The organism is Caulobacter sp. BP25, from assembly GCF_002737755.1.
Lineage (GTDB): Bacteria > Pseudomonadota > Alphaproteobacteria > Caulobacterales > Caulobacteraceae > Caulobacter.
On record NZ_PEGH01000009.1, the window covers coordinates 78,800 to 92,607 of the forward strand.

Genomic DNA, 13,808 nt, shown 5'->3' on the forward strand with positions numbered 1-13,808 from the left:
AAACGTCGGCGGCGGCCCTGCTCAGTCCCAGCCTTCAAGGCTCAGGGGGAAACGGCCAATCCGCCAACAGCCCGCCTGGCGTTGCCACCGTCAGACGGGCGTCCCGGAAGACGCCTCCACAATGACATGCAATCAACAGACAAGGGGGCTAGTACGGTGTGGGCCGAGTTCGCCCCTCCGCCCCTCCTGGCCACCTCCCCCGCATGGCGGGGGAGGATCTACATTTTAAAGACCGCCCCATGTCCCTGCTCGTTCCGCGTAAGATCAACTGGCCCGGCCTGCTGGTCTTCACCGCCGCCGTGGCGTTCACCCTCTACGCGGCCCTGGCGCCCGGGGACGACACGAAGGGCCTGATCCCGTGGGACAAGGCCAAGCACTTCATCGTCTTCTACGGCCTGACTTTCCTGGCGACGATGGCCCTGCCCAAGAGCCGCTATTGGAAGATCGGCGTGGTGCTGCTGGGCTTTGGGATCGCCATCGAGATCCTACAGGGCTTGCCCATCGTCGGCCGCGACGCCGACATCTTCGACGTTGTCGCCGACACTCTGGGCGTCGGCTTCTTCTTCGGGCCGATCATCGCGACCCGATGGCTGAACGCCGACGCATAGGCTTGGCTCGCCGGACCGTCCGGCTCAGGGACGGTTGAGGAACTGGGCGTACATGCCGATGACGGCTTCCCGGTTCGGACCCAGATAGTCGCCGTTCATCGGGCTGAAGGCGATAGCCCCGCGCCAATGCATCTGGAACTCGAACCGGTCCGGCTGGTTGGCCCACTCAGCCTCGGCTTCCAGCGTCAGAAACTCCACAAGAGGGATCTTCGGCGCCAGGATCAGGTCCTGGCCAACATTGTCCAGGATCCAGCGGTGATGGATGAAGCCGCGATAGGGACTCTCGGGCCGCAGGTTCTCCAGATAGCGCGAGGGCACGCAGACATAGCCGGCGTCGGCGATGCGCGGCAGCATCTCCAGCGCCATGGCCGGATAGGCCAAGTCTTCCAGAGTGTGCGAGCAGATAGCGTAGGAGAAGCGGCCGTGCTTGGCCACGTGGCGCAGCACCTCGTCCCAGCTGCGGCTGTCGTTGAAATTGCCCCGGAAGTGCAGGGGCGCGACGGCGCAGTCGCCCATATCGAACGTGGCGTCCAGCACCTCGCCCGACCAGGGATTGGCGGCCGCCCCGACGTCGATGACGCTGAAGTCAGGGCACTGGGCCTTCTGGGCGCGCAGATAGTCCATCAGCGGCCCGTGGCCGTGGAGGGGCCCGTAGCGATAGTTCTGGGTGGGGCGACGGACCGCGCGCTCGAACAGAAAGTCCATCTGCAGCAGTCCGCCGTCGTGAACGCCCTTCAGCCGGTGGAAGTCGGTGACCTGCGCGCTGCGGAAGCCCATGGCGGCCAGTTGGGCGAACACTTGCTCGGCCCGCGCCGCGCCGATGTTGTAATCCACCACCGAGATTTCGATCAGGATGTAGTCGGCTTGGCGCAGCACGGTCTGGCCGCCCATCAGCACGTCCAGCTCGGAGCCTTGCGTGTCGATCTTGACGAAGTCGAAGCGGCGGCCCGCGAAGACGTCATCCAGGCGCACCTTGTCGACCACCTGCTTGGTGATCACATCGTCGCGGAAAAACTCGGTGTTCTCCCGGTATAGCGAGCTGCCCGTCGACTGCAGCCATTCCTGGGTTAGGAACATCTCAGCCTGACCCGGCTCGGACGACGCGGCGACGGCGAGACGCTCGTAGGGCAGCTGGCCCAGCGCGTCCTGGCAAAAGGGATTGGGCTCGATCAGGGTCGGCACGCAGTCCGGAAAGGTCTGCAGGAAGCCTTGGGTGAAGGCGCCCAGGTGGGCCCCGACATCCAGCAGGGTGCGGGGCGAATAACCTTGGAAGCGCAGGTTTTCTAGAACGTCGGGTGTCATGGCTTCCTCGGCTTCAAGCTTTGTCGAGTGTTGGGAGCGCACTCAGAGCGTCGAGGCGCAGCGTCCCGGTCTGGGCGGGGGGCGGGTCACGCCGGATGGGCGGAGGATCGCGGGCTTCATGGAGGCTCGGGGAATCAAGACGCTCAGCCACTCTCGCATGAATGGTCACGCTCGCCATAGCGCTGTGTGGTCTTGGACAAAGGGTCGCGGTCGGGCTCCGCGCCGATGGTCCGCCTTGACTCTCCGTGCGCGAAAGATCAGAACAAAAAGAGAACTTGGAGTGTGAGATGGCCGGATCGCGCGAGGCGCGTCTTGCGGCCCTGAGAGGCCGGATCGCCGCGATCGAAGCGGGGACTCGGACTCCGACTCCGGTCCTGCCGTTCGGCGACCCGACCATCGACGGCTGCTTTCCAGGCGGCGGCCTGCCGCTGGGCGCCTGGCACGAGGTGGTCGGCGCCGGGCTGGAGGGCGAGACGGGCGCGGCCCCGGCGGCCTTCATCGGCCTGCTGCTGCGGCCCCTGGCGGCGACCGGCGTGGTGGTCTGGGTGGCGCGGCGGACCGACCTGTTCGTCCCCGGCCTGTTCGGCCTGGGTTTCCCCGCCCAGCGGCTGATCCAGGTCCGCGCCCGCGACGAGGCCGAGGTGCTGTCGGTGCTGGAGGACGCCCTCTCCACGGCAGGCGTGAGCGCGGCGGTCGGCGAGGCGCAGGCCCCCGACCTGACGGCCGGCCGTCGGCTGCAACTGGCCTGCGAGAAGCGGGGCGGCCTTGGGCTGCTGCTGCATCGCCGGCCTTACGGTGGGCGCGCGGGGGAGGGGCCTCGGACGGTGTCCGGCTCGGCCTCGTTCAGCCGCTGGCGCGTGGGCCCCCAGCCCAGCGGGGCGCCGCCCGACGACATCGGCCTGGGCCCTCCACGCTGGCGGGTCGAACTCGAGCGCTGCCGGGGCGGACGTTCCGGCGGCTGGATCTTAGAAGCCCAGGAGGCCGGCCATGGCCCGCATCCTTTCCGTCTGGTGTCCCAACTGGCCGATCACGACGTGGCGTCGGCGGAACCCGGATGGCGCAAAGCCGGGTGACACAGGCCCCCTCCGCGCCTGCGGCGCTCCTCCCCCGGAGGGGAAGAAGGCTGCCGCTCCCCTTCTTCCCCCTCCGGGGGAGGAGGATGCGCAGCATCCGGAGGGGGCAAGTCAGAGCCCCCCTCGCTCTGCTTGTCTCCGAACGCGGGACCCGCCGCCTCGCCGCCGTCGATGACCGGGCCCGCACCCTCGGCCTCTTCCCCGGCCAGAAGGCCGCCGACGCCCTGGCCCTGGTTCCGGACCTTCTGACCTTCGATCACGACCCCGCCGCCGACCGCGCGGCGCTGGAGGCCTTGAGCGACTGGTGCGTGCGGTTCTCGCCGGCCGTGGCGATCGACGGCGACGATGGCCTCTTGCTCGACATCACCGGGACCGACCACCTGTGGGGCGGCGAGGGCGCCATGCTGGTCGACCTCGTGGCGCGGCTGGCCCGTTGGGGCGTGCCGGCGCGAGCGGCGATCGCCGACACCGCCGGGGCGGCCTGGGGGCTGGCCAGGTTCGGCGAGGACCTCGCCGTCGTCCCGCCCGGCGGCCAGCGCCAGGCTCTGTCCGACCTGCCCGTCGCGGCCCTGCGGCTGGACGAGGCGGCCGAGGCCCAGTTGCCGCGCCTGGGCCTGCACCGCGTGGGCCAGCTCTACGGCCTGCCGCGCGCCCAGCTGGCCAAGCGCTTTGGCCTAGCCTTCACCACCCGTCTCGATCAGGCCCTGGGAGCGGCCGCCGAGGCCCTGACCTTCCGCCGGCCGGCCAATCCCTGGTTCGATCGCCTGGCCTTCTTCGAGCCGATCAGCGCGCCCGAGGACATGGCCCGCGTCGCCGCCGACGCGCTGGCTTTGATCTGCGCCCGGCTGGAGGCCGAGGGGCGCGGGGCCAAGCGCTTCGAGGTCGTGTTCCACCGCCTGGACGGCCAGGCCTTCCCCGTGCGCGCGGGTTTGGCGCGGATCGGCCGCGACGCCCAGCGGCTAGCCAAGCTGGTGGTTCCCAAGCTCGATAAGGTCGATCCGGGCTTCGGCATCGAGGTCGTCACCGTCCACGCCGCCGGGGTCGAGCCCCTGGCCGCCGTCCAGGCGGGGCTGGACAAGGCGTCGGGCGCGGGCCTCGACGAGACCCTGGCGCCGCTGATCGACCGGCTGGTCAACCGCCTGGGCGAGGCGCGCGTCTGGCGGGCCGATCCCTATGAGAGCCACGTGCCTGAACGGTCTGTGGTCCGCGCCGCCCCGCTGGACCCGCCGCCCGCCGCAGCCTGGGACCCCGACCGCCCGCGCCCGGTGCGCCTGTTCAAGCGGCCCGAGGCGATCACGGCCCTGGCCAAGGTGCCCGACGATCCGCCGGTGTCCTTTACCTGGCGGGGCAGATCTCACCGCGTCCGCCGCGCCGAGGGGCCCGAGCGCATCGCCCAGGAATGGTGGCGGGTCGAGCTCGACGAGACCGGGCCAGGAAAAGTCCGCGACTACTACCGCGTCGAAGACGATGCCGGCGGGCGATACTGGATCTTCCGGCAGGGGCTGTTTGGCAGCGGCGAGGCGCCGAAGTGGTGGATCCATGGCCTGTTTGGATAGCGCCGCGGGCCCCCACGGGACCTGCTTCGCAGGTCGTCCGCCCCCAAAGGGGGCAGAAGGATCACCTTCCTCCCCCTCTGGGGGAGGGGGACCGGCGAACGCCGGTGGAGGGGGCTCGCCATGAAGAGACCCGCCTACGCCGAACTCCAAACCACCAGCAACTTCTCCTTCCTGCGCGGCGCCTCGCACGCCGAAGAGCTGGCCATTGCCGCCGAGGCGCTGGGGCTGAGCGCCGTTGGGATCGCCGACCGCAACAGCCTGGCCGGGGTCGTGCGCGCCTGGACGGCGGCCAAGTCGCGGAAGGTCCGGGTGCTGACCGGCTGCCGGCTGGACTTCATGGACGGCACGCCCAGCCTGATCTGCTACCCGACTGATCGCGAGGCCTTCGCGCGCCTGACGCGCCTGCTGACCCTGGGCCAGCGGCGGGCCGAGAAGGGCCAGTGTCACCTTACCTGGGCCGATTTCCTAGGCCATGCCGACGGGCAGATCGGCTTGATCGTCCCGCCCCGCAACCTGGACGAGGCGTTCGAGCGGGACCTGACCCGCATGGCCGGCGACCTTTCCGGACGGTCCTGGCTGGCGGCCAGCCGCGCCTACGCCGCCCAGGACCTGAAGCGCCTCGCGCGTCTCGACGCCCTGGGGCGCGCGGCCGGCGCGCCGATCGTGGCGACCAACGACGTGCTCTATCACGGCCCCGAGCGGCGGCCGCTGCAGGACATCATCACCTGCGTGCGCGAGCACTGCGCGATCCACGAGGCGGGCTTCCGGCTGGAGGCCAACGCCGAGCGGCACATCAAGACCCCCGCCGAGATGGCGCGCCTGTTCGAGCGGTGGCCGCGCGCGGTCGAGCGCACAGTCGAGATCGTCGAGCGCATCGGCTTCGACCTTGGCCAGATCCGTGAGCAATACCCCGACGAGCCCGTGCCGCCGGGCAAGACGGCGATGCAGCACCTGACCGACCTGACCTGGCAGGGCGCGGCCTGGCGCTATCCCAGCGGCGTGCCGGACAAGGTGAAGGCCCAGCTTGAGGAAGAGCTGCGGCTGATCGCCAAGATGGACTACCCCAACTTCTTCATCACCGTGCACGACATCGTGCGCGAGGCGCGGAAGATGGGCATCCTGTGCCAGGGGCGCGGCTCGGCGGCCAATTCCTCGGTCTGCTTCTGCCTGGGCGTGACGGCGATCGACCCGACCGAGCATCGCCTCTTGTTCACCCGCTTCATCTCCGAGAACCGCGGCGAGCCGCCCGACATCGACGTCGACTTCGAGCACGAGCGGCGCGAGGAGGTGATGCAGTACGTCTATGACCGCTACGGCCGTGACTACGCCGCCATTTGCGGGACGGTGATCCACTACCGCCCGCGCAGCGCCATCCGCGACGTCGGCAAGGCCCTGGGCCTGACCGAGGACGTCACCTCACTGCTGGCCGGCACGGTCTGGGGCAGCTGGGGCGATGGATTGCCCGAGGCGCATCTGCGCGATGCGGGTCTCGATCCCAACGCGCCCGAGATCGCCCGCGCCGTGGCCCTGGCGACCGAACTGCTGAAGTTCCCGCGCCACCTGTCCCAGCACGTCGGCGGCTTCGTCCTGACCAAGCGGCGGCTGGACGAGACCGTGCCGATCGGCAACGCGGCGATGAAGGACCGGACCTTCATCGAGTGGGACAAGGACGACATCGACAGCCTGTCCCTGATGAAGGTCGATATCCTGGCGCTGGGCATGCTGAGCGCCATCCAGCGGGCAATGGGGATGCTGCGCGACGACCACGGCCAGGCCTGGCTGAAGGACCTGGCCGACATCCCCAAAGAGGTCCCGGGCGTCTACGACATGCTGTGCAAGGCCGACAGCGTCGGGGTGTTCCAGGTCGAGAGCAGGGCCCAGATGTCGATGCTGCCGCGCCTGAAGCCGCGCGAGTTCTACGACCTGGTGATTGAGGTGGCGATCGTGCGTCCGGGGCCGATCCAGGGCGACATGGTCCATCCGTATCTGAAGCGGCGTAGCGGGATCGAAGAGGCGGAGTGGCCCAAGCCTTCGCCCGAGCATGGCCCGCCGGACGAACTGAGAGGCATCCTGGGCAAGACCTTTGGCGTGCCGTTGTTCCAGGAGCAGGCCATGAGTCTCGCCATCGAGGCGGCCAAGTTCACGCCCGACGAGGCCGACGGCCTGCGCAAGGCCATGGCCACCTTCCGCAACCTGGGCACGCCCGCCGAGTACCGCGACAAGTTCGTTGAGGGCATGGTCCGGCGCGGCTATCAGCGCGACTTCGCCGAGAGGTGCTTCAAGCAGATTGAGGGCTTTGGCCACTACGGCTTTCCGGAAAGCCACGCGGCCAGCTTCGCCAAGCTGGTCTACGTCTCAGCCTGGATCAAATGGGCCTGGCCGGACGTGTTCTGCGCGGCCCTGATCAACTCCCAGCCGATGGGCTTCTACCAGCCGGCCCAGCTGGTCCGCGACGCGCGCGAGCACGGCGTCGAGGTGCTGCCGCCCGACATCCTGGCCAGCGACTGGGACTGCGCTCTGGAGAAGGGCGCCGCCTATGAGGGCTTCCGGCCCCGCGCCGACAAGATCGCCGACTACGCGCACCGCCATCTCTGGAAGGCCGTCCGTCTGGGCTTTCGCCAGATCAAGGGCCTGAAGAAGGCCGACGTCGCCGTGCTGGTCCACGCCCGCGCGGAGGGTGCGCGCACGCCGGGCGAGTTCGCCCAGGGCGGTGTTCCGCAGCGGGCGCTGGAGCTCCTGGCCGAAGCCGACGCCTTCGCCGGCGTGGGCCTGACACGCCGCGAGGCGCTGTGGGCGGTCAAGGGGCTGAAGGGCGAGCACAGGGCGCCGGTCCAGGCTCCGCTGCTGGCCGGCCTGCCCTTGTTCGAGACCTCCGTCGCCCTGCCGGCCATGGCCGCGCCTCAGGACGTGGCCGAGGACTATCGCACCACCAGCCTGTCCCTGAAGGCCCACCCGATCGGCTTCTACCGGCCGATGCTGCAACGGCGCGGGGTGATCACGGCCGAGCGGCTGTCGACCCTGAAGGACGGCGCGGGGGTGTCGGTGGCGGGTCTGGTCCTCATTCGCCAGCGACCGGGCACGGCCAAGGGCGTGGTGTTCGTAACCCTGGAGGACGAGACCGGCGTCGCCAACGCCGTCGTCTGGAGGGACCGCTTCGAGGCCGACCGCAACCTGGTGATGACCGCCTCATTCCTGGTGGTCCACGGCCGGGTGCAGCGCGCCGACGGTGTGATCCACGTAGTGGCCGAAGGCTTCACCGACCTGTCGGCGCATCTGTCATCGCTGAGGGATGAACCCGGCGCGCCGGCCCCGCGCGTGCGGCAGAAGGTGTCGGGGCGGCTGCTGCGGAGCCGGGATTTCCACTGAGGGGGAGGAGAAAACCCTCTCCCAGAGGGAGAGGGCGGGGCCCGCCGCGAAGCGGTGGGAGGGTGAGGGATTCTAGAGCGCTTCAGGCGGGAGCCGCAAAACCTCCGACCTCCCCGGCGAATGCCGGGGCCCAGATCGAACCCGCTAACGTGGAGGCGCTCGCAAGGGCGTGTGGCGCGCCCACCCCCACCGCTCCAGATGAATCTGGGCCCCGGCATTCGCCGGGTAGGTCGGGTGTTTGTTGGTTTCGCGCTCCGCCCTCCTTCTCCCCAGAGAAGGAGCCCTCCCTACATTTCACGGCGAGGCGATCGCAGGGGTGGTCGGGTTGCGACCCAAGTGGGACGGTTGGAAAATCCTCCCCCCCAGGGGGGAGGAGGCCGAAGGCCGGAGGGGGAAGTCCCGCCGAGCCGGCTTCTTCCCCCACCGTCGGCTTCGCCGACATCTCCCCCGCTAGGGGGAGGATTTGGTCCGCAACCCAACCATAGCCGTCGTTCATGATCTCGCCCGAGCGTTGGCGTGCTGTGGGCCTCGCTCCCTAACCCGGCAGCTCATACCCCTCCTCCGCCAATCGCTTGCGGATAAGCTTCTTGTCGATCTTGCCCGTCGCGCCCAGCGGGATGTCCTCGACGAACAGCACGTCGTCGGGGGTCCACCACTTGGCGATCTTGCCTTGCAGGAAGTCGAGGAACTCGAGCCGCGTCGCCGTCTCATCGGGCTTCAGCTTGACCAGCAGCACGGGCCGTTCGTCCCACTTGGGATGGGGCACGCCGACCACGGCGGCGATGGCGGCCTTGGGGTGGCCGACGGCGATGTTCTCGATCTCGATCGTGCTGATCCACTCACCGCCCGACTTGACCACATCCTTGGCCCGGTCGGTTATCTGCATGAAGCCCTGCGCGTCGATCGTGGCGACGTCGCCGGTGTCAAAATAGCCCTCGGCGTCCAGGATGTTCCCGCCGGCGCCCTTGAAGTACTCGGCCGCGATGATGGGGCCCCGGATCTTCAGGTGGCCGAAGGCCTTGCCGTCGTGGGGCAGCGGCTTGCCCGCGTCGTCCTTCAGGCAGATGTCGACGCCCAGCGGCGGGCGGCCCTGCTTCAGGCGCCAGGGCATCTGCTCGTCATAGGAGAGCTTCTCCAGCTGGTCGGTCATCACCGACAGGGTGCCCAGCGGCGAGGTCTCGGTCATGCCCCAGGCGTGGACCACCTCGACGCCGTAGTTGTCGTGGAAGGCGCGGATGATGCTCTCGGGACAGGCCGCCCCGCCGATCACCACCTTCTTCAGGGTGGTGATCTTGCCGTTGGTGCTTTCCAGGTGCTGCAGCAGCATCTGCCAGACGGTGGGCACGGCGGCCGAGAAGGTCACGCCCTCGGTCTCGAGCAGTTCGTGAACCGAGGCCCCGTCCATCTTGGCGCCGGGCATGACCATCTTGGCCCCGGTTCCGGGCGCCGAGAAGGCCACGCCCCAGGCGTTGGCGTGGAACATCGGCACCACGGGCAGGATGACGTCCTTCTGGGACAGGCCCATGACGTCTGGCTGCAGGGTGATCATGGTGTGCAGGAAGTTCGAGCGGTGCGAGTAGAGCACGCCCTTGGGATCGCCCGTCGTGCCCGAGGTGTAGCAGAGGCCCGCGGCCGTATCCTCCGGGAAGCCGCCCCAGGCGACGTCGGCCGAGTGCTGCTCGACCAGGTCCTCGAACGCCAGCAGGCCCTTGAAGCCCGGCGCGTCGCCGGCCAGGGCGAAGTCGGCGGGCATGTGGTCGCGGTCGGTGAACACCACCACGTACTCGACGCTGGGAATGCGCGGGACGATCTGTTTGAGGATCGGCAGAAAGGTCAGGTCGGTGAAGATCACGCGGTCGCCGGCGTGGTCGGCGATCCAGGCGATCTGCTCGGGGAACAGGCGCGGGTTCAGGGTGTGGCAGACCATGCCCACGCCCATGATGCCGTACCAGGCCTCCATGTGCCGGGCGGTGTTCCAGGCCAGGGTCCCGACGCGGTCGCCGGCTTTCATCCCCAGGGCCTGCAAGGCGTTGGACACCCGCTTGGCCCGGTCGTGCATCTGGCCATAGGTGGTGCGCACGATCGGGCCTTCTACGGACCGGCTGACGACCTCGCGATCCGTGTGCCAGCGCGCGGCGTGGTCGATGATCTTGTCGAGGGTCAGCGCCCCATGCTGCATCAGCCCATACATCGGCCGTTTCTCTCCCGATTAATTATCGTTGTTCAGAAGAAACTAGTGGGCCGGGGGCCATTGTGCAATGCAGCGCCACTGTAAGACGAGACGCCGCCGTTCCAAGGATCGCCCCGGCGTCGGCCGCGATCATCGGTCGCATCGCATCTTCAGGGGCTTCTGATGTTTTAACGGTTTAGTCGAGCCTGGAGCCCTTCTTGAGAAGGGCTCCAAATGTTTGATTCAGAGCCTGTTTATCTCGTTTAGAGGGTCCATCTAAACGAGACAGGCTCTGGAAGAACGGGGTTCGTCGTTCGGAGACCAGGCTTGGGCTGGCTTAGCGAGACATGGTCCGACGAGCGGTTGGACGAGGTCGCGGCCGACACGTATCGGCTGACGGCGCCGCGCTTGGTCTCGGCGACCCTGGCGGCGGTCATCGTCGGCTATGGCCTGGGCGCGCTGGTCTCTATCGGCTGGCTGGCCAGCCTGCTGGCGGGCGAAGGTCTGGCCTATCTGATCACCCGCCGCTTCAAAGGCGGACGTCCGGGCACCGCGCTGCTGCGCGCCTTGTTCGCCTGGACCTCGCTGCCGATCAATGTCAGCTGGGCCTGGCTGGGCGCGCTGCTGTGGCTGGAGGGCTCGGGCGAGACGCGCCTGGGCGCCGTCGCCATCTGGTGCGGCCAGGTGATCTACACCCAGAACTTCCGCCACCAGTCGGGTCCGCTGCTGGTGCTGAACGGGCTGGCCCCGATCGCCTGCCTGATCGTCTTTCCCTGCTTCTTCCTGCCGGGCTCGGGCCCCGAGGTTGTCGCCGCGCGATGGGGGCTGCTGCTGTTGGTGGCGACCACGATCAACGTCATGCTGCTGAACCGAGCGGCGGCCCGCCGGATGGACGACCTGACCCGCGATCTGCGTCAGGAGCGGGAAAAGGCCCTGGAGGCGGCTCGCGCCAAGTCGACCTTCATCGCCGTGGCCAGCCACGAGCTGCGCACGCCGATGAACGGCCTCTTGGGCATGGCCCACGCCCTGGAGCGTTCGGACCTGTCGCTGGCCCAGCGCGAGCAGGTCGAGCTGATGATCCGTTCGGGCGACAGCCTGATGCACCTGCTCAACGACGTGCTGGATCTTTCGCGGATCGAGACCGGCCGGATCGAGCTGGCGCCGGCCAATATCAACCCGCGAACCGTCCTCAACGAGGTCGCCAACGCCTGGCGCGACGCCGCCGCGTTCAAGGGGCTGCGCCTTAAGGTCACCATCGCGCCGGACCTGCCGGAGACGATCCACGCCGACGACCTGCGCATCCGCCAGGTGCTGACCAATCTGGTGTCGAACGCCATCAAGTTCACGGCCGTCGGCGGGGTGTCGCTGGACGCCAGGCCGGTCCTTGGTCCCGATGGTCGCCGCATGGTCTCGATTGCGGTTGCCGACAGCGGTCCCGGCGTGCCCGACCACGCCCGCGAGCGGGTGTTCGACAGCTTCACCCAGGCCGACGAGACGGTTTCCCGCGACTATGGCGGCGCGGGCCTTGGTCTTAGCATCGCCCGGGCTCTGGCGCGGCGCATGGGCGGGGACCTCACGCTGGGCCACAGCGAGAAGGGCGCGCGCTTCGTGTTCCGCTTCGAGGCCGCCGAGGCGGTCGCGCTCGATGCCGAACCGCGAGAACTCCCGCAGGATGCCCCACCCCTGGACCAGTTGCGGGTGCTGATGGCTGAGGACAACGCGGTCAACCAGCTGGTGGTTCGGGCCATGCTGGAACCGATCGGCGTCGCCCTGACCGTGGTCGACAACGGCCAGGACGCGCTCGAGGCCATGGCCGAGGCCCGCTACGACTGCGTGCTGATGGACATCAACATGCCGGTGATGGACGGCGTCACCGCGCTGGAGGCGATCCGCGCCGGCCGCGTGGGCGCCTCGCCGCCGCCGATCATCGCCCTGACCGCCTCGGCCATGGCCGGGGACCGCGAGCACTTCCTGGAACTCGGCTTCGACGACCACCTGGGCAAACCGATCCGCCCGGCCGAACTGATCACAACCATCGCCTCGGCGGTCAGCGGGGCGGCGGATGGCCGGTTGCGGGGCGCGGCCTAAGCCCCTTACCCCATCGCCTCCGCCAGCGCCCGGGCCTCGTCCTCGAAGGCGCTGACGGTGTCGACCTTGCGCCAGGCGATGTCGCCGGGATCGCGGGCCAGCTGGCTTTCTAGCACCGCCACGTCGGCGTCCGAGGCGTCGTTGATTCGGGCGGCGACGCGGGCGCGCAGCACCTGCGGCGGGGCCTCTAGCCAGACGCCCTGGAAGGCGACATCGGCGGACTTGGCCAGGGCCTCGGCGCGGGCCCGCTCCTCGGGCTTGAGGAACACCGCGTCCACCACCACCGAGCGGCCGGCCTTCAGGCACAGCGCCGCGTCGTGGAACAGCTGGTCGTAGGTCTTGGCGCTCATCTCGGGCGTATAGGCCTCGCGCGGCAGGCGCTGGAGGGACGGCACGCCCCACAGGCGCTTGCGGATCTCGTCGGTGCGCAGCACCACCGCGCCGGGGGCCGATCCCAAGCCGGGCGCGCAGACCCGCGAGAAGGTCGACTTGCCCGAGCCCGACAGGCCGCCGGCGGCGATCAGGCTGACCGGGCGCGGGGCCAGATGCTCCAGCGCCGTCTGCAGATAGGCCCGCGCGGCCTCGTCGTCGCCGGTATAGGCCCAGACGTGGGTGCGGACGGCGGCGCGGACGCTCAGCATCAGGGGCAGGGCGGCGAGACCCGTCCACAGGCCTTCGCCGAACGACCGGGCGGCCTCGTCGAGATAGGCGTTCAGCACCCGCCCGGCCGCGTCGCGGCGGCGGCGGAAATCCAGGTCCATCAACAGGAAGGCCAGGTCGTACTGGATGTCGATGTCTGACAGGGTGTCGTTGAACTCGATGCAGTCGAACAGGATCGGCTGGCCGTTCTCGATCAGGATGTTCCCAAGGTGCAGGTCGCCGTGGCAGTGGCGGGCGAAGCCGTCCTGGGCGCGGGCGTCGAGAAGCGGTCCCAGGCGCTCCAGGGCGATGTCGGTCTCGTGGACCAGGCGCTCGACGGCCTGCTTGCCCAGGCGCGGCGCCAGACCCCGCAGCAGGTTGGCGTTGGAGCGGATGGTATAGCCCAGGGCCGAGACCCCGCCGCCTTGCGGGCGCAGGGACGCGCCGGCGTGGAACCGGGCCACGGTGCGGCCCAGCGAATCCTCCAGCGCGTCGTCGATCGCCCAGGGCTGGGTGGCCAGGACGCCGTTCTGGTCGAAGCGGCGCATCTCGAGCAGGTACTCGACGATCTCGCCATCGCCATCCAGCTCGACGCCGCCTTCGGCCGTGCGGGTCAGGCGGCGCACCTCGCGATAGATGTCCGGGGCGGCGGCGCGGTTGAAGGTCAGCTCACGCTCCAGCGCCCAGCGGCGCAGCTCCAGCGTCGAGTAGTCCAGAAAGCCGAAATCGACCGGCCGCTTCACCTTGAAGGCCGAGCCGCCGATCAGGAACACCCGGGCGCACGAGGTCTCGATCGTGCTCTCCGCCCGCTCACCGAACCAGGCGGCCACTTCCTGTTCGCGCGCGGCTTCCGCGTCCTTGATCACGCCGTCGATCCCATTTCTTCCGCGCACACGCTGAGCGCCGGGGCTGCATAACCGAAACGAAACACGAAGTCCTCTCGCGCGACCCTTGCTTAACCCTGATTTTCGCGGCTAGATTGCATCACCAAACGAAACAGCGGGTT

Annotated in this window: 8 protein-coding genes and 1 pseudogene; 6 read left to right on the forward strand and 3 right to left on the reverse strand. The window is 69.0% G+C overall.

Features of this window, described 5'->3' with window-relative positions; all coding sequences use genetic code 11:
• Window positions 1–239: 239 nt before the first annotated feature.
• Complete coding sequence (locus CSW59_RS06340) at window positions 240–608, forward strand: VanZ family protein (protein WP_099443243.1); 369 nt, start codon at window positions 240–242, stop codon at window positions 606–608.
• 24 nt (window positions 609–632) lie between these two features.
• On the opposite strand, the gene CSW59_RS06345 is transcribed toward CSW59_RS06340, so the two are convergent.
• Window positions 633–1,910 (reverse strand): FkbM family methyltransferase, encoded by a 1,278-nt coding sequence (locus CSW59_RS06345; protein ID WP_099443244.1) that lies wholly within the window; start codon window positions 1,908–1,910, stop codon window positions 633–635.
• 275 nt (window positions 1,911–2,185) lie between these two features.
• On the opposite strand from CSW59_RS06345, the gene CSW59_RS06350 reads away from it, so the two are divergent.
• The 4 genes and pseudogenes from CSW59_RS06350 to CSW59_RS21775 form a co-directional block, all read left to right on the forward strand.
• The gene (locus CSW59_RS06350; RefSeq protein ID WP_099443245.1) at window positions 2,186–2,983 is read left to right on the forward strand and encodes an ImuA family protein; all 798 of its coding nucleotides are present in this window, start codon (window positions 2,186–2,188) and stop codon (window positions 2,981–2,983) included.
• Between the two features lie 86 nt (window positions 2,984–3,069).
• On the forward strand, window positions 3,070–4,539 hold the full coding sequence (locus CSW59_RS06355) for a DNA polymerase Y family protein (protein WP_236632164.1): 1,470 nt from the start codon (window positions 3,070–3,072) through the stop codon (window positions 4,537–4,539).
• A 120-nt stretch (window positions 4,540–4,659) separates the two neighbouring features.
• Window positions 4,660–7,905 (forward strand): error-prone DNA polymerase, encoded by a 3,246-nt coding sequence (locus CSW59_RS06360; RefSeq protein ID WP_099443246.1) that lies wholly within the window; start codon window positions 4,660–4,662, stop codon window positions 7,903–7,905.
• Between the two features lie 198 nt (window positions 7,906–8,103).
• Window positions 8,104–8,369, forward strand: a pseudogene (locus CSW59_RS21775) (hypothetical protein); the annotation flags it as partial.
• A 71-nt stretch (window positions 8,370–8,440) separates the two neighbouring features.
• On the opposite strand, the gene CSW59_RS06370 reads toward CSW59_RS21775, so the two are convergent.
• Window positions 8,441–10,096 (reverse strand): long-chain-fatty-acid--CoA ligase, encoded by a 1,656-nt coding sequence (locus tag CSW59_RS06370; protein ID WP_099443247.1) that lies wholly within the window; start codon window positions 10,094–10,096, stop codon window positions 8,441–8,443.
• A 306-nt stretch (window positions 10,097–10,402) separates the two neighbouring features.
• Here CSW59_RS06370 and CSW59_RS06375 point away from each other — a divergent pair, with 306 nt between their 5' ends.
• Window positions 10,403–12,163, forward strand: coding sequence for an ATP-binding protein (locus tag CSW59_RS06375; protein ID WP_099443248.1), 1,761 nt, complete (start codon window positions 10,403–10,405; stop codon window positions 12,161–12,163).
• 5 nt (window positions 12,164–12,168) lie between these two features.
• Here CSW59_RS06375 and CSW59_RS06380 read toward each other — a convergent pair whose 3' ends face one another.
• A complete protein-coding gene (locus CSW59_RS06380; protein WP_099443249.1) occupies window positions 12,169–13,668 on the reverse strand; it encodes a bifunctional aminoglycoside phosphotransferase/ATP-binding protein in 1,500 nt (499 codons plus the stop codon).
• Window positions 13,669–13,808: the final 140 nt, after the last annotated feature.

Bases quoted from the DNA above. Each gene is read 5' to 3' on its own strand.
- CSW59_RS06340 (WP_099443243.1), top strand. From the start codon at position 240: ATGTCCCTGCTCGTTCCGCGTAAGATCAACTGGCCCGGCCTGCTGGTC.
- CSW59_RS06345 (WP_099443244.1), bottom strand. From the start codon at position 1,910: ATGACACCCGACGTTCTAGAAAACCTGCGCTTCCAAGGTTATTCGCCC.
- CSW59_RS06355 (WP_236632164.1), top strand. From the start codon at position 3,070: ATGCGCAGCATCCGGAGGGGGCAAGTCAGAGCCCCCCTCGCTCTGCTT.
- CSW59_RS06360 (WP_099443246.1), top strand. From the start codon at position 4,660: ATGAAGAGACCCGCCTACGCCGAACTCCAAACCACCAGCAACTTCTCC.
- CSW59_RS06370 (WP_099443247.1), bottom strand. From the start codon at position 10,096: ATGTATGGGCTGATGCAGCATGGGGCGCTGACCCTCGACAAGATCATC.